This is a genomic window from Bifidobacterium goeldii (assembly GCF_003951095.1).
GTDB classification, from domain to species: domain Bacteria; phylum Actinomycetota; class Actinomycetes; order Actinomycetales; family Bifidobacteriaceae; genus Bifidobacterium; species Bifidobacterium goeldii.
Window position 1 is genome coordinate 42,986 of the sequence record NZ_QXGL01000001.1, and the last position, 20,037, is coordinate 63,022.

Annotated in this window: 19 protein-coding genes; 12 read left to right on the forward strand and 7 right to left on the reverse strand. The window is 59.7% G+C overall.

What is annotated here, in order from left to right:
* Nucleotides 1–79 precede the first annotated feature (79 nt).
* Nucleotides 80–1,039, reverse strand: coding sequence for an aldo/keto reductase (locus D2E25_RS00185; RefSeq protein ID WP_125979050.1), 960 nt, complete (start codon nucleotides 1,037–1,039; stop codon nucleotides 80–82).
* A gap of 312 nt (nucleotides 1,040–1,351) precedes the next feature.
* On the opposite strand from D2E25_RS00185, the gene D2E25_RS00190 reads away from it, so the two are divergent.
* Together D2E25_RS00190 and D2E25_RS00195 are read left to right on the forward strand one after the other, a co-directional pair.
* Nucleotides 1,352–1,651, forward strand: coding sequence for a DUF2316 family protein (locus D2E25_RS00190; RefSeq protein ID WP_125979051.1), 300 nt, complete (start codon nucleotides 1,352–1,354; stop codon nucleotides 1,649–1,651).
* A gap of 70 nt (nucleotides 1,652–1,721) precedes the next feature.
* On the forward strand, nucleotides 1,722–2,423 hold the full coding sequence (locus D2E25_RS00195) for an SOS response-associated peptidase (RefSeq protein ID WP_125979052.1): 702 nt from the start codon (nucleotides 1,722–1,724) through the stop codon (nucleotides 2,421–2,423).
* A 32-nt stretch (nucleotides 2,424–2,455) separates the two neighbouring features.
* On the opposite strand, the gene D2E25_RS00200 is transcribed toward D2E25_RS00195, so the two are convergent.
* Genes D2E25_RS00200 through D2E25_RS00215 form a run of 4 tightly spaced genes read right to left on the reverse strand, consistent with a single transcriptional unit; the run spans nucleotide 2,456 to nucleotide 5,509 of the window.
* A complete protein-coding gene (locus D2E25_RS00200) occupies nucleotides 2,456–2,830 on the reverse strand; it encodes a hypothetical protein (RefSeq protein ID WP_125979053.1) in 375 nt (124 codons plus the stop codon).
* Nucleotides 2,831–2,880: 50 nt separating this feature from the next.
* Nucleotides 2,881–3,528, reverse strand: coding sequence for an ABC transporter ATP-binding protein (locus D2E25_RS00205; protein ID WP_125979054.1), 648 nt, complete (start codon nucleotides 3,526–3,528; stop codon nucleotides 2,881–2,883).
* 19 nt (nucleotides 3,529–3,547) lie between these two features.
* The gene (locus D2E25_RS00210) at nucleotides 3,548–5,281 is read right to left on the reverse strand and encodes a hypothetical protein (protein ID WP_125979055.1); all 1,734 of its coding nucleotides are present in this window, start codon (nucleotides 5,279–5,281) and stop codon (nucleotides 3,548–3,550) included.
* Between the two features lie 42 nt (nucleotides 5,282–5,323).
* Nucleotides 5,324–5,509 (reverse strand): hypothetical protein, encoded by a 186-nt coding sequence (locus tag D2E25_RS00215; RefSeq protein WP_125979056.1) that lies wholly within the window; start codon nucleotides 5,507–5,509, stop codon nucleotides 5,324–5,326.
* A 164-nt stretch (nucleotides 5,510–5,673) separates the two neighbouring features.
* Between D2E25_RS00215 and D2E25_RS00220 the strand changes: the two genes are divergently transcribed.
* Nucleotides 5,674–6,405, forward strand: a complete 732-nt coding sequence (locus tag D2E25_RS00220) for a response regulator transcription factor (protein ID WP_164514640.1) — start codon at nucleotides 5,674–5,676, stop codon at nucleotides 6,403–6,405.
* Nucleotides 6,402–7,667, forward strand: coding sequence for a sensor histidine kinase (locus tag D2E25_RS00225; protein WP_125979058.1), 1,266 nt, complete (start codon nucleotides 6,402–6,404; stop codon nucleotides 7,665–7,667). The genes D2E25_RS00220 and D2E25_RS00225 overlap by 4 nt, the downstream gene beginning before the upstream one ends.
* Nucleotides 7,668–7,692: 25 nt before the next feature.
* On the opposite strand, the gene D2E25_RS00230 is transcribed toward D2E25_RS00225, so the two are convergent.
* Complete coding sequence (locus D2E25_RS00230; protein ID WP_125979059.1) at nucleotides 7,693–8,307, reverse strand: isochorismatase family protein; 615 nt, start codon at nucleotides 8,305–8,307, stop codon at nucleotides 7,693–7,695.
* Between the two features lie 210 nt (nucleotides 8,308–8,517).
* On the opposite strand from D2E25_RS00230, the gene D2E25_RS00235 reads away from it, so the two are divergent.
* Nucleotides 8,518–8,949, forward strand: coding sequence for a VOC family protein (locus D2E25_RS00235; RefSeq protein WP_125979060.1), 432 nt, complete (start codon nucleotides 8,518–8,520; stop codon nucleotides 8,947–8,949).
* A 21-nt stretch (nucleotides 8,950–8,970) separates the two neighbouring features.
* Entirely contained in the window at nucleotides 8,971–9,861 is an 891-nt protein-coding gene (locus D2E25_RS00240) for a deoxyribonuclease IV (RefSeq protein WP_125979061.1), read from the forward strand.
* Nucleotides 9,862–9,888: 27 nt separating this feature from the next.
* Here D2E25_RS00240 and D2E25_RS00245 read toward each other — a convergent pair whose 3' ends face one another.
* Nucleotides 9,889–10,068 carry a hypothetical protein gene (locus D2E25_RS00245; protein ID WP_125979062.1) on the reverse strand — a complete coding sequence of 60 codons (180 nt, stop codon included), beginning with the start codon at nucleotides 10,066–10,068 and terminating at the stop codon, nucleotides 9,889–9,891.
* A 177-nt stretch (nucleotides 10,069–10,245) separates the two neighbouring features.
* Between D2E25_RS00245 and D2E25_RS00250 the strand changes: the two genes are divergently transcribed.
* The 6 genes from D2E25_RS00250 to whiA all read left to right on the forward strand — a co-directional run bounded on the left by D2E25_RS00250 (nucleotide 10,246) and on the right by whiA (nucleotide 19,891).
* Nucleotides 10,246–11,010: an SDR family oxidoreductase gene (locus tag D2E25_RS00250; RefSeq protein ID WP_125979063.1), complete on the forward strand. Its 765-nt coding sequence runs from the start codon at nucleotides 10,246–10,248 to the stop codon at nucleotides 11,008–11,010.
* A 300-nt stretch (nucleotides 11,011–11,310) separates the two neighbouring features.
* Nucleotides 11,311–14,265 (forward strand): excinuclease ABC subunit UvrA, encoded by a 2,955-nt coding sequence (gene uvrA, locus D2E25_RS00255; RefSeq protein ID WP_164514692.1) that lies wholly within the window; start codon nucleotides 11,311–11,313, stop codon nucleotides 14,263–14,265.
* A gap of 151 nt (nucleotides 14,266–14,416) precedes the next feature.
* A complete protein-coding gene (gene uvrC / locus D2E25_RS00260; protein WP_125979064.1) occupies nucleotides 14,417–16,774 on the forward strand; it encodes an excinuclease ABC subunit UvrC in 2,358 nt (785 codons plus the stop codon).
* Between the two features lie 46 nt (nucleotides 16,775–16,820).
* Nucleotides 16,821–17,747 (forward strand): shikimate dehydrogenase family protein, encoded by a 927-nt coding sequence (locus D2E25_RS00265; RefSeq protein WP_125979065.1) that lies wholly within the window; start codon nucleotides 16,821–16,823, stop codon nucleotides 17,745–17,747.
* Nucleotides 17,747–18,709: an RNase adapter RapZ gene (gene rapZ / locus D2E25_RS00270; protein WP_125979066.1), complete on the forward strand. Its 963-nt coding sequence runs from the start codon at nucleotides 17,747–17,749 to the stop codon at nucleotides 18,707–18,709. The genes D2E25_RS00265 and rapZ overlap by 1 nt, the downstream gene beginning before the upstream one ends.
* Nucleotides 18,710–18,877: 168 nt before the next feature.
* The gene (whiA, locus tag D2E25_RS00275) at nucleotides 18,878–19,891 is read left to right on the forward strand and encodes a DNA-binding protein WhiA (RefSeq protein ID WP_125979067.1); all 1,014 of its coding nucleotides are present in this window, start codon (nucleotides 18,878–18,880) and stop codon (nucleotides 19,889–19,891) included.
* The last annotated feature ends 146 nt before the right edge of the window (nucleotides 19,892–20,037 follow it).

A 20,037-nucleotide genomic window follows, 5' to 3' on the forward strand; every position in this document is an offset into this window, starting at 1 on the left:
CAACCTGCTTGTGTTCAGGTTGAGCGCCGGCTTCCTAGTATTAGCCGAACGGGTTGCGCGTATCGACGTTATTTGATGGCTACTTGGTGAACGGTTCGGATGCCTTGTTGAGTGCGGCGATCTCGTCGGCGGCAAGGTCGAGCGTCACCGAGTCGAGCAGGGCGGGCAGCTGTTCGGGCGTGCGAGCGGAGGCAATCGGGCCGGCGACCTGCGGGCGGTGGCGCAGCCATGCGAGCGCGACCGTCGCGATCGCCGTATTGTGTGCCTTCGCGACGGCGTCAAGCGTGTCGATGAGAGCGAATCCATCAGCGGTCAGGTAGTCGGCGACCATGCCTTGGCGCGCCTTGCCTTCCGCGTCGGCGGCGGAACGGTACTTGCCGGTCAGGAAGCCGGCTGCCAGCGAGAAGTATGGGAACACGGCGAGGTTCTCACGTGCGGCGACCGGTGCGAGTGTGCGCTCGTAGTTGCCGCGGGTGACGAGATTGTAGTGCGGCTCCAAGGCGACCGGCAGCGCGTAGCCGTGCTCGCGGGCGATATGGAACCATTCCTCGATGCGGTCGGCCGTGTAGTTGGAAAGCCCGATCGCGCGGATCTTACCGGCCTTGACCAGTTCGTCAAACGCGGCGGCGGTCTCTTCGAGCGGCGTGTTTTTGTCGTCGAAGTGCGCATAGTACAGGTCGATCGTGTCGACGCCCAAGCGCAGCAGCGATTCGTTCGCCGCAGCGATCACGTTGTCGTGCGAAAGCCCCTTGTACTGCGGGTGTTCGCTCACCTTGGTGGCGATGACCACCTTGTCGCGATTGCCGCGCACGGCCAGCCAGCGGCCGAGGATGATCTCGGATTCGCCGCCCGCGTTGCCCGGCGCCCACGCCGAATACACGTCGGCGGTGTCGATGAAGTTGCCGCCGGCTTCGACGTATTCGTCAAGCACCTTGCGGCTGGTCGCCTCGTCGCTCGTCCAGCCGAACGTGTTGCCGCCCAATACCAGTGGGAACACTTCCAGATCGCTGTTGCCCACCTTCACGCGCTGATCGGTCATGTTGCCGTCCTTTCATCTGCATTGTCGATTGTCGCTGTTGCAGACCGCCGTTGTCACTTTACCGAATACTGGGTTGGCTGAACGATCGGCTGCAAATCATGCTTATTGTCTCTCAGCTCGGCGAGTCGGGAGCAGGGGACGCGCCCGGTTTCCGCTCCCAGCTGAGAGTGCTTACGAATTTGATGACACTGACTTCGTGACGCGAGATGATACCGGTTGTTGTGCGCGGATCGTGTTCTCTGCCTGCACAAGACTGGCGTGCAACTACCATGTTTGAGGAACATATGCCACCAATTGCAAGGGGAGTGCAGCATGTCGTTAACCAGTGAGCAGCGTGCAGCGACCATTCGCGAGTTCCGCGAGAACATGGCTCTGCTGGGATTGAGCGCGGAACAGATCGGCGCCGACTTCGGCGTGCCCGGCAAGAGCATCGAGCGCATTATCGGATTGCGGTCCGGCGTGCTGGAATACCCGTGGATCGTGCGCCAGTATCTGTTGGATAAGGCCGCAGCCGCAGGCGTGGAGCCGGTGCCGTTCAGCGCATTGCGTGGCGACCCGCACGACTACTGGTTTTTGGACGACCGGGTCATCGACGCGAACCGACTCGACTGAGCCGTGCCGACGTATGTGGCTTCACATGATGCCGTAACGGTAATGGATTGACAAAAAGGATATTGACGCCATGTGCAGATGCTTTGCGGCCGATTTTGATTGGAATGTGATTGCGGCCCGCTTCGACGTGGATGAGGACGACATCGATCCCGCCGCGCTTCCGGCGCCCTCGTACAATCTCCAGCCCAAACACGGCATCGGCATCGTGGCGCAGGGGAGGGACGGCAAACGCCATCTGGCCGGCGCCTACTGGTCGCTGATTCCGGCGTGGAGCGCGGACAAAGAACTGCCGTATCCCACGTACAATGCGCGTATCGAATCGGCGCGCGACAAGCCTACGTTCGCCGCATCTGCCAAATCCATGCGCGCGATTATCCCCGCCTCCGGATACTACGAATATCGCGGTCGCCGGCCGTATTATTTTCATGCGCCGGATGACGCGCCGCTGATGTTGGCCGGACTGTTCTCATGGTGGCGTGCCCCGCAAGGCTCGACCCCTTGGCTGCTGACCGCGACGATACTCACCTGTCAGGCTGTAGACGGTCCGGCCACGGTCCATGACCGCATGCCTCTGCTCGTGCCGCACGACATGGCCGACGCATGGCTTGATCGTTCGATCGACGGTGCGTCGTTGATGACGGATATGCGAGCGGGCGGCACTGAAATGTCCCGAAGCCTCGCCTTCCATGAGGTCGCCGCGTTCGGCCCTGAGGACGACGGCCGCACGCTGATTCGCCCATTGCCGCAGATACACACGCCCAGTTTGTTCTGACGCGGAATACCGGAAGAAATCGCCATTCATGCTCACCGCTTGCCGAGAGTGACGTATACGCCGAGTTCCTCATTACCGAGGATGTGTTGAATGGCGTCGCGTTCGCTGTCATTGGCATAGGTGACGCGCAGGTATCCGAGCCGTTCAGACGAATCCGGGCAATCGGCTTTGACTGGAGTTACGCTCACATCGGTGCCGACGTGTTTGATGCGCGCGATGATGCTGGCCTTGTCGCTGAACGCGGCCTGCACCTGCGCGTAGGACGTGAGGCTGTTGCAGGGGACGCTGTCTGCGCGATGGAACGTGATCGTACCAGTGACGGCCAGTGCCGCGGCGATGAGTACGCCTGCAAGGAACGCGGCCGTTGCGGTGATGACGGTGGTGCGGGGACGAGATGAAATGGTCATGGTGAATTCTCCTGTGTCTGTGCTGATGAACGATGTTGCTGATGATGCGGTCACGAGGACGGGGTGACCTGATAGACGTTGTCGCATGCGTCGACAAGCACGGGATCATGGGTGGCAAGGATGATCGCCGCATCTTGCGTGGCGCGTTCGCGCAGGAGCCGGATGATGTTGGCGCGGTTGCCGGCGTCGAGCGAGGCGGTGGGTTCGTCGGCGAGAATCACGGACGCGTTCTTGTAGATGGCGCGGGCGATGCCGAGACGCTGCTTTTCGCCGCCGCTTAAGTGCGACGCTGTCTCGTCGGCGCGGGAGACGAGTCCGGTCAGACGCAGGGCGTTGCGGATACGTCGCCGGTCGCCACCGACCGACAATCCGAGACGGTTGAGTCGCATGCTGACGTTGAAACCGACAGTCTCCTCGTCCATGATGCCGTAGTCCTGCAGGATGAACGCGGCCTTGTCCCGCCAGAACCGTCGACGTTGACGCTGGTTCCAGCCGGTCGCGTCGATGTCGTCGATGGCCAGCGTGCCGGCCGTCGGGGTTTGCAACAGGCCGATGGTATGCAGGAGCGTGGTCTTGCCGCAGCCGCTCGGCCCGGTCAGTGCGGTCATCGTGCCGGGCGTGATGTCGAGGTTGATGCCGTCAGTGATGGTGTGTCCGTTGATGCCAGTCGAGAGGTTCCGGCAAGTGATGGTGGTCATGGTGATGCTCCTTGAAGGTTTATAGAGTGCGGTCGTTGATCGCGCGGAACCGGCTGGCGGTGGCCGTGCGATGGCAGACGGCGGAGAACAGCGCGGCGATGGTTGCGACGAACAGAGTGATCGGAATGCCGTCCAGCTGTTGCACGACGAGGATGACACAGACGATGCCGGCTGCGACCAACGCGAACAGGGTCTCCATAAGAATCGTCGGCGCGGCGAGACGTCCGGGCGCGTATCCGGCCAGCAGCAGGGGATAGTCGTGACCGGCGCGCAGCGTGGCACGCACGTCGGCACCGACGAGGGCGACCATCGCGAACGCGGCCAGCAACAGGATGATCGCCGCGGCCTGCATCCACGCGAAATACGCAGAGAACTGGGCGCGCAGGATCTGCGCTTCGGCGATGTACCGCACCGACACCGCCGAGCCCAATCCAGCGCGGGCGACCTGTCGGCGTGTGTCGTCGAGCCCGGTCAGGATGATGTTGCGCGAGGAGAGGGCCGGCGTGAGGAATCCGGAATCGGAGAATCCGTCGAGATCCGGTACGACGATGATCGTCGCGTGACGGGAGAACAGCATGTCGTCGGAGCCGCCTTTGAGCAACGGCACGGTCACGCCGTCCAACACGTAATACCGTGATTCGGTGCGCAGTCGTTTGGCCTGCGCGTCATCCGTGGCCCACGTGGAGAACTGATCGACGACCTGCCGCGACTGCTCGTCCAGCCGGTCGGCGCCCACCGGCGCGATACCGGTCGTGGCGTCGGGATCGATGCCGACCAGATCGAGCCAAGAGCGGGACACGATGCCGGTCACCGGCGTATCCGCCGTGGTTCGCTGCTCCGGTCCGTCCGTGAACGTATACGACAATGCGGCCTTGCCTTGCCGCTCCATCGCATGGATCAAAGCGGCGGTCTTCACGTTCATATCGGTTTGGTCGGGGCCGAACGTGACGGACACGGACACCTGATCGCGCAACCGTTGCCATACAGACTGTTCGCGCGCCGCATCAGTCGCATCCCGGAACGAAGACGCCGACGGTGCGATCACGGCCAGTACCGCGACGAACACCACCGCCTTGACCAGCACGCTCGCCCACAGCAATCCCTGCGGCATGGGCCGCCGATCGGCGATCATGCACGCGGACGGCCAGCAGACGGCCGACAACACCAACGCAAACGCCAACAGGCAGGCGACAACCGTAGCCTCCAGCAACAGCGTCACACGCAGCAGATACGGGACAAACACCCAGCCACGCGACACAAGCACGCCCAGCACGGCCGCCGCGTCCACGATCACGGCGACCGCAAGCATCGGCAGCATCAGACCGACCGCGTCATCGACCTGGATCTTCCACGCCGGCACCCCGGCCAACACACGCAGCGCTCGCGATCGTGCCTTGAAAGACAGCCAGAACAACACCAGCACGGCCGTCAACGCCACCGCGGCACCCACGGCGACGCGAAAACTCGACTGTCCCAACAGCATGCGCAGATCACCAGCCAGATCGTCGTCGCCGTATTCCAGTCGCACGCCCATACTCGTCGCCCAATCGTCCAAAGCGCTGCGAGCAGAATCATCCCATCGCCCGCATACCAGATACTGGCCGCTCGCCGACGCACTGTCCAGACGATCCGATCCGGCGACCTTGCCGTCGGGTAGACCGCCGAACCGACGGATCGACGCACCCGATTCCAAACCCGGCAGCGCAGTACCGGCCAGCGGCACAAAAACCTGCGCGTCGGTGCCATGCTCCATATCCGGCACGATCTTCACCAAACCCAAGCCGAGCTCGCCGTTTTACTCGACCAACTGCCGCAACGCATCGGCGTCATCCATCCCGTCGGGCAGCGTCACGGTGACCACGGCGGACGGATGCAACTCCTGCGGCAGGGAACGGTCATGCAGATCGCACAGCACCCACGCCACGAACACGGCCAGCGCGCACATCAGCGCGGACGACACCATCAACAGTCTGCGATGCATGACGGCCTCCTTTTTCGCGCGAAACGATTTGAGCGACTTCCTGACGTTCTGATACGCCGTCGAGAATCGGCTTCAGCGTACGTGCGACGAACCTCGGGTTCCAGCGATGTCCCCCGGTGAGGGACATCATGTGCGCACGCAATGCGGCGGCGGATAATGGAGGCATGCAGACGAAGAAAACCATTGCGCCGGTCACGGTGGGCGTGGCCGACAACGACGTGCTCACCCTCGGCGCATTGCGCTCGCTGCTGACACGTATGAGCGGCATCAATGTGGCCTGGACGACCGGCGACGGCAACCACGCCGTCGACCTGTGCCGTGATCCGCATACCCGACCGGACGTCTTACTGGTCGACATGTCGATGGAACCCCTACCCGGCATTGAAGTCTGCCAACGCATTCGCGCCGCCGGACTGACCATCGGACTGGTGTGCATCACGTCGTTCACGCTGCGTACCTACGCGGCACAGGCCGCTCGCGCCGGCGCACAGGCCATCGTGTCGAAAACCGACCTATCCGGCATGCGCAACGCCATCCTGCAAGCTGCGCGCGGCAAGGCCAGTTCCTCGCCGGTCGACGGCGTCATCTTTCACGACACGGATGCGCCCGACAGCGGAGCAGCCGCCGGCGAGACGGACAACGGTGCGGCGACAGCGCAAACCGGTGCAACGTCACCGGTCGCGTCGGTCGCCGATCCCGCGACGACCATGCCGTCGACGCGCGAATTGCAGATCATCCGCATGCTCGCCGACGGCATGGAAACCGACGCCATCTCCCGATCGCTCTCACTGAGCCGCTACACCATCGCCACGTATCTCAAACGCGCCTGCGACAAACTCGGCGCACTCAACCGCGCCAACCTCGTCGCCATCTGCGAGCGCAGGGGACTGCTATGAGCGGTCCCAGCGCAAAGCCGAACGCCGCAACCGGCATCAATGTCAGCGTCAATGATCCGCAAGGTGACTGCACGACGGACAGCAGCGTCCGCAATACCGTCATGAATCGTCTCACGGCGATAATCGTCGCAGCCTCGGCCGGGCTGACCATACCGTTCGCGGCGGCGGCGCTCGCAAACGGGGCCGTTATGATACCGTCGGCGCTGATGATCGCCGTCGCCTGCGTGCTGTCGGTCGTCGCGTATTGGCATCCGCTGTTTTCGGGCTATGCCGTCACATTGGTGTGGGCGTGCGCGTGTCTGTCGCCGACGTTGGCCGGGGGAGTGCTGTTGATGACAATGCCGGCCGCGGTCGGCGGCATGCTGGCGACGCGTTGTAATACACGGCACGGGGTCGTTGCCACAGGTGCACAATTATTGACGCTGACGGCAGGGACGATGATGGGCGTTGTGCGGGTCGCCGATGATCCCGCTGCGATGGCGGTATTACTGTTGATTCCCGTCGCTCCGCTTGTGGGATTGCTCATGGCGTGGAAGCAACGGCTCGACCATGCGCGGGAAGCCGAACGGGAGCTGGAGCAGCGGCGTCGCGTCATGCGTGAGCAGGAGCGGCGTACGGCGGCGGCCACGCGTATCCACGATCAGGTCACCAACCGGCTCGCCTATCTCATCCTGCGCATCGCCAACGATCGGGCCAAATGGGATGCCGACGCGCCGGACGCGGCGCGATTGCGCGCGGAACTGGCCGACCTGTCCGGCATCTCGCAGGGTGTGCTCGACGAAACCCGCGACGTCATCGGCATTCTCGACGGCAGTCGGCCGCCGGTCGTGGAGACCGCCACTGACGCCGATCCGGCCGGCGAGACCGTCATACTGCGCGAGCATCTCGACACGGTCGCCGGGCGTCTCGAATCGCTCGGCTTCACCGTGGGCGCCGCGGTATCCGGTTCGCTGCCGCAACGCTACGACGTCGATGCGGTCAACGAACTGCACGATCTCATCGACGAGACCGGCAACAACATCGCCAAACACGCGCAACCGCACACCGACTGCGCCATTCATATTGCGCTCGACGACCAGCAGGCGACGCTGACCTCTCACAACCGCATGCAGACTGGTCCCGACCCTTCTGGCGATGTCCTGAACTCCGGAACCGGGCTGCATGTCAAAGCCGCGCGCGTCCGCCGTCTCGGCGGCACGCTCGACCACACCGTGCGCGGCAGCGACTGGACCCTGTCCGCGCGTCTGCCGTTGCGTTCGTAGAACGGTCAGAAGAAGATCAACAAGATCAGGAGCGACGCAGGGTGATACCGGCGGCGGCCATGTCCTTGCGGGCGGCGACGCCGAGCTCCTCGCTGACCGGCACCGTGAGATCCTCGAACACAGTGACCTGATAGCCGAGCTTGCGTGCGTCGAGCGCGGTCTCCTTGACGCAATGCGATTCGGCGATGCCGACCACGACCACTTGCGTGACGCCGGCGGCCTTCAACGCGTTGGCCAAGGTCCGCCCGGCCGACTGGGCGGCCGCCACCTCCTCGCGCGACTGGATGCGGTCGGTGTTGTCTTCGATGCCTTCGAATCCGGAATACGCGGCCGAATACTGGCCCTTCTTGAAGTGATGCTCAATGTCAAGCGCGCGGATCGCCGGATGCAGTTCGGCGTTCGGGGAACCGGCCTTGCCGTGCACCGGCCACGTGTCCACATAGTCGGGATGTTCCGACCAGTGCGCGCCCGGTTCGATATGCCAGTCCTGCGTAGTCGCGATATACGCGTATTCGCCGCGATGCGCGGTCACGTACGCGGTGATCCGTTCGGCGACCGCATTGCCGCCATCCACGCCGAGCTCGCCACCCTCGCAGAACGTCGGCTGCACATCCACGATGATCAACGCCTTCCCTGTCATGCTTGCCTCCTCAAACGAATGCCGATAAACCGCCATCTACTCTAACGGTTCAGCTATGGAGCTGTTCGACTTCGGCCGCCACTTGGCCTCCGGCTGCGGCGATGTCCGCCGCATCGTCCCGGGAATGCTTTCAACCATGTAATGCCAATGCGGATGAGTACCTAATGTTCCAAACTGTCCAAGAACAAGGTGCCGCGCTACAGTGACAGTATGCTTGACCATCTGACGCTCAAAGTACATGATATCGACCGCAGCATCGCGTTCTACACGAAAGCACTCGCGCCGCTCGGCTACATCGCCAAAGCCCACCATGAACCCACCATCGGATTCGGCGTCGACGACGGCACGCTGCATTCCGATTTCTATGTGTCGCCGATGGACGAAGCGGCCATCGTGCCGGACACGTCAGCCTGCCCGGTCACCCACATCGCATTCCTCGCCGACAGTCCAGACGCCGTCCGAGCCTTCTATACAGCCGCACTCGCCGCCGGAGGAACCGACAACGGAGCCCCCGGGCCCCGCGCCTACCATCCCGGATACTATGCGGCGTTCGTCCTCGACCCGGACGGTAATAATATCGAGGCCGTCACCGACTGGAGCGGCTGGCCCGATGCGATGAACGACGAACACAACCAGCAATAGCCAACACGAAACGAGACGACCATGACAGAACTTCTTATCGGATCACACTTATCGACCAGCGGCGGCTGGAACAAGCTCATCGAACGCTCGCATGCCGAAAGCGGCACCACGTTCGCATTCTTCCCGCGCTCGCCGTACGGCAAAAAATCCAAATCACTCGATCCAGCAGGCGCAACTGATTTCGCGCACCGACTCACCGCCGAACACTACGGGCCGCTCGTCGCGCACGCCCCATACGTGTACAACCTTGCCGCCAAAGACGAAGCCAAACGCGAATTCGCCATCCACGCGCTCGCCGAAGACATCCAGCTGCTCGCACCGATCGGGCAAGCAGGACAGCCGATCTACCTCAACATCCACCCCGGCTCACATGTCGGCCAAGGCGCCGCAGAAGGCTGCAAACTCATCGCCGACGGACTCAACCAAGTATTCGACGCGCTCGCGGCCAACGGCCATGCGCAGGACGCGGCATACGTGCCGATTCTGCTCGAAACCATGGCCGGCAAAGGCACCGAATGCGGGCGAAGCTTCGAAGAACTAGCGACGATCATCGACGGCGTGGGCGACACGGACGGCGCAGCGCACATTGGCGTCACACTCGACACCTGCCACGTCTACGACGCCGGATACGACCTGCTCCACGACTTCAACGGGGTACTGCGCACATTCGACGACGCCATCAGTCTGAAACGACTCAAGGCGATCCATGCGAACGACTCGCAATTCGGTCTCAACTCACACAAGGACCGTCACGCCAACATCGGCGACGGTCAACTCGGCACCGCATTCTTCACACAGCTGGTGAACGACCAGCGCACAGCCGAGCTGCCGATGATTCTCGAAACCAAGGAGCTCACCGACACCACGCATCGCGACGAAATCACACTCCTGCGCGGACTACGCGACGCTTAACCGATCGAGCCGGCCGATTCCTACCCGTCACTCGCCCCGATCGGCCGACTCATCACGATGAAACACCAGAATCCCCTTCGCAGAATTCGTCACTGAAAACGACACCAGTCGCCAACCCTGCAACTCCATCTCATTCGACTTCGCCTCCACCTGCTGAGCCATACTCGCAGCATGCGGCGCATAGCCAACCACAACAGTCTTATACATAGCAACCTCCTTTGGATTGCGGACGGCTCCCACCATAGCCAGCACACTTTGCCGCACGGTGACCCACACGTGAATAATCACACCCTGGCCGCCACCACGGCACAGCTATCATGGACAGCGACAAACCGTGAACGATTACATCCACGGCCACGCATCCCGAAACCAAGGAGGTTCGCGATGAAGGACACTGATAAACGCGCTGTCGTCACCGGCGCATCCAGCGGCATCGGCGCGGCAAGCGTACGCGCACTCGTCAAAGACGGATGGACCGTCGTCGCACTCGCACGACGCGAAGCAAAACTCAAGGCGCTCGCCGACGAGCTCGGCGATAAGGTCAGCTATGTGGTGTGTGACATCACCGACGAGGAGAGCACTCAGGCGGCCGTGGACCGGATATTGGAGGGCGGTGGAGTCAAGGCGCTTGTCAACTGTGCGGGCGCGGCGTTCGGCAAGGATCCGGTGGCAACCGCAAATCTCGACGATTGGCGCAACATGTACGAGCTAAATGTGATCGGCACGTTGCGCATCACGCAAAAGCTCTTGCCGGCGCTCAAGCAGGCCCCCGGCGGCGGCACCGTGCTCGTTATTTCGTCGACGGCCGGCATCGAACCGTATGAGGGCGGTGCCGGATACTGTGCGTCGAAGTTCGCCGAGAAGGTCATGGCGCGCGTGCTGCGTCTCGAGCAGATCGGCGAGCCGGTGCGCGTGATCGACATCGCGCCCGGTATGGTGCACACCGATGAGTTCTCACTCAAGCGCTTCGGTGGTGACGCAGCGAAGGCGGCGGCTGTGTATGACGGTGTGCCTAGTCCGTTGACTGCCGAGGATGTTGCCGAATGCGTGCGCTGGGCGCTCGGCCAGCCGGACACGGTGGATATCGATTCGATCGTCGTGCGTCCGCGCGCCGAAGGCTCTTACACCAAGGTGTATCGCGAGCGCTGAGACGCGCTGCTGCGATCATGATCCAAGCATTCTAGAGCGGGGTCGGCTATCTGCCACATGGCGGTTGGCTGCCCCCGTTTGCGCTTCTGCTGGTATTTGTCCCGTCTAGGCGAAGAGGTGGAAGGTGCGTTTCCCGCACACAACACGCCATCGAACATGCGTTCGAAATCTGTCGCGCGTTCAGGTATCCTAGAGGTCGGATCGAACCCAGACGGATGACAACGAAAGGCGGGGATCGTGGCGACGAAACGGGCGGGCACGAAGACCGGCGCGAACGGTGACGTGGTGGTGGAACGTGTGATGACCAGCGATTCGTTCCTCACGCGCGAGATCAAAAAGGCTCCGATGCGCGAGGATCACGGTGCGCTCGTCGCTGACATCTCGCATATTCCAAACGATCTAAAGATCACGATTCAGGGTGCGCGCGAGCACAACCTGAAGAACGTAAATCTTGCGGTACCACGCAATCGCATGGTCGTATTCACCGGCCTGTCCGGCTCGGGCAAATCATCGCTCGCGTTCGACACATTGTTCGCCGAGGGTCAGCGTCGATACGTGGAGTCGCTGTCCGCGTATGCACGCCAGTTCCTCGGGCAGATGGACAAACCGGATGTCGACTTCATCGAAGGTCTAAGCCCGGCCGTGTCGATCGATCAGAAGACCACGAACCGCAACCCGCGTTCGACGGTCGGCACGATCACGGAGATCTACGACTATCTGCGTCTGCTGTTCGCTCGCACCGGCGTGCCGCACTGCCCCGAATGCGGAGAGCCGGTCAGTGCGCAGACCCCGCAGCAGATGGTCGATACGCTACTGAAGAACCCGGAACGTACACGCTTCCAGATCCTCGCACCGGTGGTACGCGGTCGTAAGGGCGAGTTTGAGGATCTACTTGAACTGCTGCGCGGCGACGGTTACGCGCGTGCGCTCATCGACGGCGAAATGCGCCAGCTGAGCGACGACATCAAGCTCACGAAGCAGAAGAAACACACCATCGAGGTCGTGGTGGACCGTCTGGTCATCCGCGACGGCATCCGTCAGCGTCTCACCGACTCGGTTGAGACAGCGTTGAAACTATCCAAAGGCGTGATGGTCGCCGACTTCGTCGATCTTGACGAGAAGGACCCGAACCGTCGCCAGCCGTTCTCGGAACATCGTGCATGCCCGAACGGGCACCAGCTGCAACTCGACGAGATCGAGCCGCGCACATTCTCGTTCAACGCCCCCTATGGTGCCTGCCCCGCATGCGATGGTATTGGCTACAAACTGGAAATTGATCCAGATCTCGTTATTGCTGACGATTCCAAGTCGCTCGCTGATGGCGTAATCGAACCGTGGGGAGGCGGCAAAACCGCCACCGAATACTACGGGCACATCCTGCAAGGCCTAGCCGACGAGCTTGGCTTCTCGATGAAGACCCCGTGGCGTGATCTGCCCGAGGATGTGCGACATGACATTCTCTACGGTCACGATTTCAAGGTGAACGTCTCCTACCGCAACCGTTGGGGGCGTCTGCGCGAATACTCCACCGGATTCGAAGGCGTGGTGCGCACGCTGATGCGCCGCTACAACGAGACCGATTCCGACCAGATGAAGCAGTACTACGAGTCGTACATGCGCGAGGTGCCGTGTCAGGCATGCCAGGGGCGGCGTCTGCGCCCCGAAGTGCTGGCGGTAACGGTGGATGGCGAATCCATCGCCGACGTATGTGATATGCCGGTCGAAAAGGGACTGGCATGGGTGAACGGGCTCGAGCTGACCGGCGCAGCCGCGCGCATCGCCGGCGAGGTACTCAAGGAGATTCGCGCTCGTCTCGGCTTCCTCAACGACGTCGGACTGAACTATTTGACGCTGTCGCGCGCTGCGAAAACCCTGTCCGGCGGCGAGGCACAGCGCATTAGGCTCGCCACACAGATCGGCTCCGGGCTCGTCGGCGTCATGTACGTGCTTGACGAGCCATCGATCGGCCTGCATCAGCGCGACAACGAGCGCCTGATCGAAACCCTGCACCATCTGCGCGACCTCGGCAATACGCTGATCGTCGTCGAGCACGATCAGGAAACCATAGAGAAAGCCGACTGGGTTGTCGACATTGGTCCGGGCGCCGGCGAACACGGCGGCGAGGTCGTCTATTCGGGTCCAGCGCGCAAGCTGGTCGATGCGCCACGGTCGATCACCGGCGACTACATCGCCGGCAGGCGTGCCATCGAAACCCCGGACAGCCGCCGCAAAGTCAGCAAAACTCGGCAACTGCGCGTCGTCGGTGCCCGCGAGAACAACCTGAAGAACATCAACGTGAACTTCCCGCTGGGCGTAATGACGGTCGTCACCGGCGTATCCGGATCGGGTAAATCCACGCTTGTGAACACGATCCTCTACCCGGTACTCGCCGACAAGCTCAACGGCGCACGCATCGTACCCGGCAAGCATACGCGCATCGAAGGCGTCGACCAGTGCGACAAGGTGATCCACGTCGACCAGAACCCGATCGGGCGCACGCCGCGGTCGAATCCGGCCACCTACACGGGAGTCTGGGACAAGATCCGCACGCTGTTTGCCAAGACGCCCGAAGCGCAGGTGCGCGGCTACGGCCCGGGACGTTTCTCGTTCAACGTGAAGGGAGGCCGGTGCGAGGCATGCCATGGTGACGGCACGTTGAAGATTGAGATGAACTTCCTGCCGGATGTGTACGTGGAATGCGAGGAATGCCACGGCAAGCGCTACAACCGCGAGACGCTCGAAGTCAAGTACAACGGCAAGACCGTCTCCGACGTGCTTGACATGCCAATCGAGGAGGCCGCGCAGTTCTTCAAGGCGTACCCATCGATCTCACGCTACTTGGACACCCTCGTGCAGGTGGGTCTGGGCTATATCCGTCTTGGTCAGCCGGCGCCAACCCTGTCCGGCGGCGAATCGCAACGCGTCAAGCTCGCCACCGAACTGCAGCGCCGTTCCACCGGCAAAACCGTGTACATTCTCGACGAGCCAACCACCGGCTTGCATTTCGAGGACGTGCGCAAACTGCTGCTCGTCCTGCAGGGATTGGTCGACAAGGGCAACACGGTGATCGTCATCGAACACAACCTCGATGTCGTGAAATCCGCCGACTGGATCATCGATCTTGGTCCGGAAGGCGGCGATGGCGGTGGCACGATCGTCGCCGAAGGCACACCCGAGCAGGTCGCGCAATGCGAGCAATCGTGGACAGGCAAGTTCCTCAAGCCAATGCTTGAAAACGCTAAGAACGCAAACTGAGCGTGCTTATGGCGCGGGATTCCGCTGAGGATGCATTGTCCGACACACTCAAGGCCGTTCGGCCAAGCTTACGGTCGGACAACGCATCCTCAGCTCCACCCGCTTTGTGCGCATACGACGCGTGGCTTCTTGCCATGGAGGGGGGAGGATCATGACCAACGACATCGAACGCCACGCACCTGACGTGTGGCGCAAAACGGCAGGCGCCCTGCAGCAGGACATGGCCGATATCGACATGTCGGCAGGAGTCAACAAAAACGGCGCCCCGCTGCTGGGCGACAGTCGCGACCTGTTCCGTCCGAAAACCGGCGACATTCCGGCCAAGCCGGGCGTCTACAAGTGGCGCGACGGCGAAGGCCGTGTCATTTATGTCGGCAAGGCGAAAAGCCTGCGCAATCGCCTGACCAATTATTTTCAGCCGCTGTATCTACTCCATCCGCGCACGCAGACGATGGTGCTCACCGCGCGCAGTCTCGAATGGACGGTCGTCGGTACCGAGCTTGAGGCGTTAACACTCGAATACACGTGGATCAAAGAGTTCGACCCTCGGTTCAATGTGCAGTTCCGCGACGACAAAACATATCCATATTTGGCGATCTCATCAGGAGAACGCATTCCGCGCGTATGGGTAACCCGCAGTCGTAAACGTCATGACACCCGGTACTTTGGCCCTTACGCGAAAGTATGGGAACTGCGCCAATCGTTAGACAAATTGCTGCGCACTTTCCCCGTGCGCACATGTACCACGAACGCATTTCATAAAGCGCAAATGACCGGTCGTCCGTGCTTACTCGCCTCAATCGGCAAGTGTTCAGCGCCTTGCGTTGGGCGTATCGACAGTCAAGAGCATCGGCGCATGTGCGAACGGTTAGTCGGTGTGATGACTGGCCGGCTTGGACGCTCATATATCGCGCAGCTCACTCGTGACATGAAGAAAGCGAGCGCCGAGCTTGAGTTCGAAAAAGCTGCACGGCTCCGTGACGAGATTCAGATGCTCAACACGGTGATGCAACAGAATGCTGTCGTGTTTGACCAAGATGTTGACGCGGACGTATTCGGCTTGGCTGGTGATGAACTTGAGGCGTCAGTTCATGCGTTTTATGTGCGTGATGGTTCGATTCGTGGCGAACGTAACTGGAGTGTTGAACGCGTCGAAGATGTAACTGATGAGGAGCTCATCGCTGACCTCATCGTACAAGTGTATGCTGGCGCGCGCGACGATGAACTCTCACAGCATGAACTCGGGGAAGAACTTGAAGGTTCGTCTCCAGTTGCGCGTATTGGCGGCAGTGTGGTTGAAGAGCGTCGCGATGCTATTGGGTCTACGCAGACATTGACGGCGACTAATAGCGTTGCGCGAGCACAGGCTACAAGGACGCGTCGTGAACGGCAAGAGCAGACTGGGCGCGCGGATTTGCTGGCTCCTATTGCTCCTGTGCCGCGCGAAGTAATCGTTCCGGTTGAACCTGCGCGTCGCAGTGAGCTTGAAGCATGGCTGAGTAGTTTGCGTGGTGCTGCGGTGACGATTCGAATTGCGAGCCGTGGTGAGAAAAAAGCGCTGATGGACCGTGCGAACGACAATGCGAATCAAGCATTGCAGCGCAGCAAAATGAGTCGCATCAGCGATATTGGAGCGCGTACTGCAGCAATGAACGATGTTGCGGACGCGCTTGGGCTTGACCAGGCGCCGCTGCGCATCGAATGCTATGACATCTCCAACACCGTCGGTGGAGCATTCCAGGTGGCCTCAATGGTGGTATTTGAGGATGCAATTGCGAAAAAGTCTGAATACCGCCGGTTTGCGATCCGTGGCAATGATGGTAAAGGCGCTCTTGATGATTTGAGTGCTTTGTATGAGACACTGAGTCGTCGTTTTCGACATGGCAATATTGCTGGTGACTCTGGCGACAGTATCGATGATGAGCGCCGTGCTGCAAACGCGGCAAGCACTGCTGAAACACAGGCGGATGAGCATGCAGAGCATAATGATTCGCCGGTTCAGCAAAACACGAATCGGCGTAAGTTTGCGTATAAGCCAAACTTAGTCGTCGTCGATGGTGGCAAACCTCAAGTAATGGCGGCAGCGAAAGCAATGGCTGACTGTGGCGTTACTGACGTAGCCGTATGCGGTTTAGCAAAGCGTCTTGAAGAAGTATGGGTTCCAGATGATGACTATCCAATCATCCTGAAACGCCAGTCTGAAGGCATGTACCTGTTACAACGAGTACGTGATGAATCGCATCGTTTTGCCATCACCTATCATCGCCAGATTCGCCGCAAGGGCGCATTGCGTTCAGCATTGGATGACATTCCAGGTGTGGGGCAAACCTATCAGAAGCGTTTGCTTGCTCATTTTGGATCAGTGAGAGCTATGCGCGAAGCCAGTATCGAAGACTTGCGAAGTGTGAAGGGTATTGGACAAGCGAAAGCAGAGACGATTTTCCAAGCGCTCCATCCTCAAGATGATGACCATGCATCGGCTGCAACATCAAACGAAGCATCGCGTTAACCATCCTTACTATTAGGATGGAAGAGAAGTTTGAGAAGGAGAGGCCATGACCCAGATCAATCACCGTTGTGCTGTGCTTGGCAAGCCGATTGCGCACTCGTTGTCTCCGGTACTGCACATGGCAGCCTATCGTGCATTAGGACTTGACGATTGGCTTTATGATCGTCATGAAGTTGGCGAAGCAGATCTTGACGCGTTTTTGCACGGGCTTGATCCACGTTGGCGTGGTCTCAGTCTTACCATGCCACTGAAGAAAACTATTCAACCGTACGGTACGCCGGCAAACATTTGGGCACAACGGCTCAAGGTAGCAAACACGGCAGTATTCGATTGGTCGGTGACAAACAGCAATGGGTTGCCCGCAATCAGCCTGTACAACACTGACGTGATGGGTATTGTGCTCGCATTCGGTCACACGCTTGAATCTATCGGCCAACCAGAGCGTTGGGCCGGCGCAACCAATGCTGTAGTTATTGGTAACGGTAACACTGCCGCATCAGCTGTTGCCGCTTGCACAGTAATGCTGTCCAATGATCAGCCAAACAAGCACATCACTGTGGCAGCAAGGCACCCAGGAAAGAACCCACAGTTGCCGAACATCGTGGAAGATGAACCGAATATTTCCTACCGCGAACTACCTATTGGTGACGAATCTCTTGAAGCGATGCGCACGGCAGATATGGTGATCAGCACTATCCCTGGCCATGCTGGTGATGCGATAGCTGAAGCTATCGGTGCAAACAGCGCATTCTCCCCCCAAGGCATTCTGCTTGACGTGGTGTATGACCCACGTCCCAGCGCCTTATTGCGCGCTTGGAGCTCACAAGGAGGCTTGGGTATTGGCGGCGAGGAGATGCTGCTATGGCAGGCCGTACTTCAAGTGATGCTCATGACTGAAGGCAGCGTATCCAATGATGATTTGATGAACGTGCTAGAACCGCCTATGAGGCGTGCGCTTGAGGAGGCGTTGTGATGAGCCAGGCAGAACATGGGGCAGTGGGAGCGGCTGAAAACACACATCAAAGCGGCACTGATGATCAATCCGGTGATCGCCCAGCTCCCGCGAATGAGTTTGAAGTCTTGCTGATTACTGGCATGTCCGGCGCAGGCCGTTCACATGCTGCTGATTGTGTAGAAGATATGGGCTGGTATGTGGTGGACAACTTGCCACCCAAGCTACTGGTTCCGCTTGTTGACATGATGACCACGTCTGGTCCGAAGGGTGTCCATCAGCTCGCTGCTGTTATTGATGTACGATCGCGCTCATACTTCGACGATCTAGCAGCAGTGCTGAGCCATCTTGATGACCTCGGTGTGAAAACACGCATCCTTTTCCTTGATGCGAGTAACGATGTGCTGATTAAACGTTACGAGTCAGTTCGTCGTCCGCACCCGTTGCAGCATGGCAATCGTCTTATTGATGGCATTCTTGAGGAACGTAGTCTGCTTGCGAATCTCAAAGAGCGAGCTGACATGGTGATTGACACGTCTAAGTTGAGCATTCATCAGCTGTCAACGAAACTGTATGAGGCGATGCTGGGCTCTGGGCCTACTACTGTTGCTGTTCACATATTCAGCTTTGGATTCAAATATGGTGTGCCAATGGATGCAGACTTTGTTGCGGACGTGCGCTTCCTGCCGAATCCTTTCTGGGTGCCAGCACTGCGTGAGTTGAACGGCCAAGACAAGCCAGTGTCTGATTATGTGCTTTCTAGCCCGGGCGCTAAGGATTTCCTCGATTCGTACGAGAAAGCGATCCTTGTTGCGCTTGACGGTTACTCGCAAGAAGACAAGCACTTTGTCACTATTGCAATCGGTTGCACCGGTGGGCAACATCGTTCTGTAGCGATGAGCGAAGAGCTTGCAAAACGTTTGCGTTCACATGGGCTTTCTGTCACGGTTTCTGCCCGAGAGCTGCACCGTAACCGTGGTTGATAGAAGCCTATTGTAAGTTCGCTATACGAGAGAGCGGTATCCAACATCCGATACAATGGCTGAACGTTGTCCAAGTTATTGGGTATCACAGAAAGCCGGTAGGCTAAGGGGCAGAATGCTCGGCCGGACCGAAGCATTTGAGGAGAACGGGACATAGGAGGTTGGCTCTTGGCTCTTCTGGATGATGTCAAAAGTGAGCTGGCCGCAATCGATAATGAGCTCCCTGCTGCCCGGAAGGCGCAGGCGACTTCCATGATTCGTTTTGGCGGTGGCCTGCGACTCGTCCAACGCCAGATCATCGTGCAGGCGCAGTTTGATTCCCTTGACGCTGCCCAGTGGTTGCAGAATGCGATCAGGGATCTCTATGGGCACGAGGCGACGATGACCCAGGTGTCCCGTCCGACACCTAGTGGGGCTGTGGTTCAGCGCTACGTAATTCAGGTTGATCGTGGTGGCGCTGCGCTGGCGTTGCAGACAGGTCTGCTCGATCGTCGTAAGCATCTTGTACTTGGTCTTCCTGCTGAGATTATCAATGGCAACATTGCTCAAGTAAAAGCTGCTTGGCGCGGTGCATTCTTGGCGCATGGTGCTTTATCTGATCCTGGTAAGGCAAGCTTCCTTGAGGTCACTTGCCCGTGCAATGAGGCTGCTCTGGCTTTGGCTGGTGCCGCTCGTCGACTGGGTATCACTGCTAAGCCACGCCAGTTGCGCAGCTCTGAGCGCATTACGCTCAAGGACCCAGATGCTATTGAGCGCATGCTTATTCTGATGGGTGCTCCGCATTCTGCACGCGAATGGACCGGAAAGCGATCCGACGGTGAGGCGCGCGGTAAAGCTAACCGCTTGGCTAATTTCGACGATGCGAATATGCGTCGATCGGCTAAAGCTGCTGCAGAAGCGAGTGAAAAAGTTCGTAGGGCGTTTGAGATTCTCGGTGATGATATTCCAGATAATCTCAAGGCAGCAGGCCAGTTGCGTTTGGATCATGGCGATGCCAGCCTTGAAGAACTGGGTCGTCTTGCAGATCCGCCAATCACCAAGGATGCTATTGCTGGTCGTATCAGGCGACTCTTGCAGCTTGCTGATAAGACTGAGAAGGCGCGCGCTCAAAAGGCGACGCAAGATAAGCCGCAGTCATCTACTCAGGCAGCTGCCGAGCCAGACGCACAGCCGGCTGAATAAGCTCACTCGGTATTGCACACATATTGTTCAGGGTTACGTCCGCGATGTGGACGTAACCCTTCTTTGCATGTTGCACAATCCTGCATGTTCCTGTTGTGCATGCTGTGTCACACTGGTGATTGTTCTGTATCGCTTGTATTATTCAA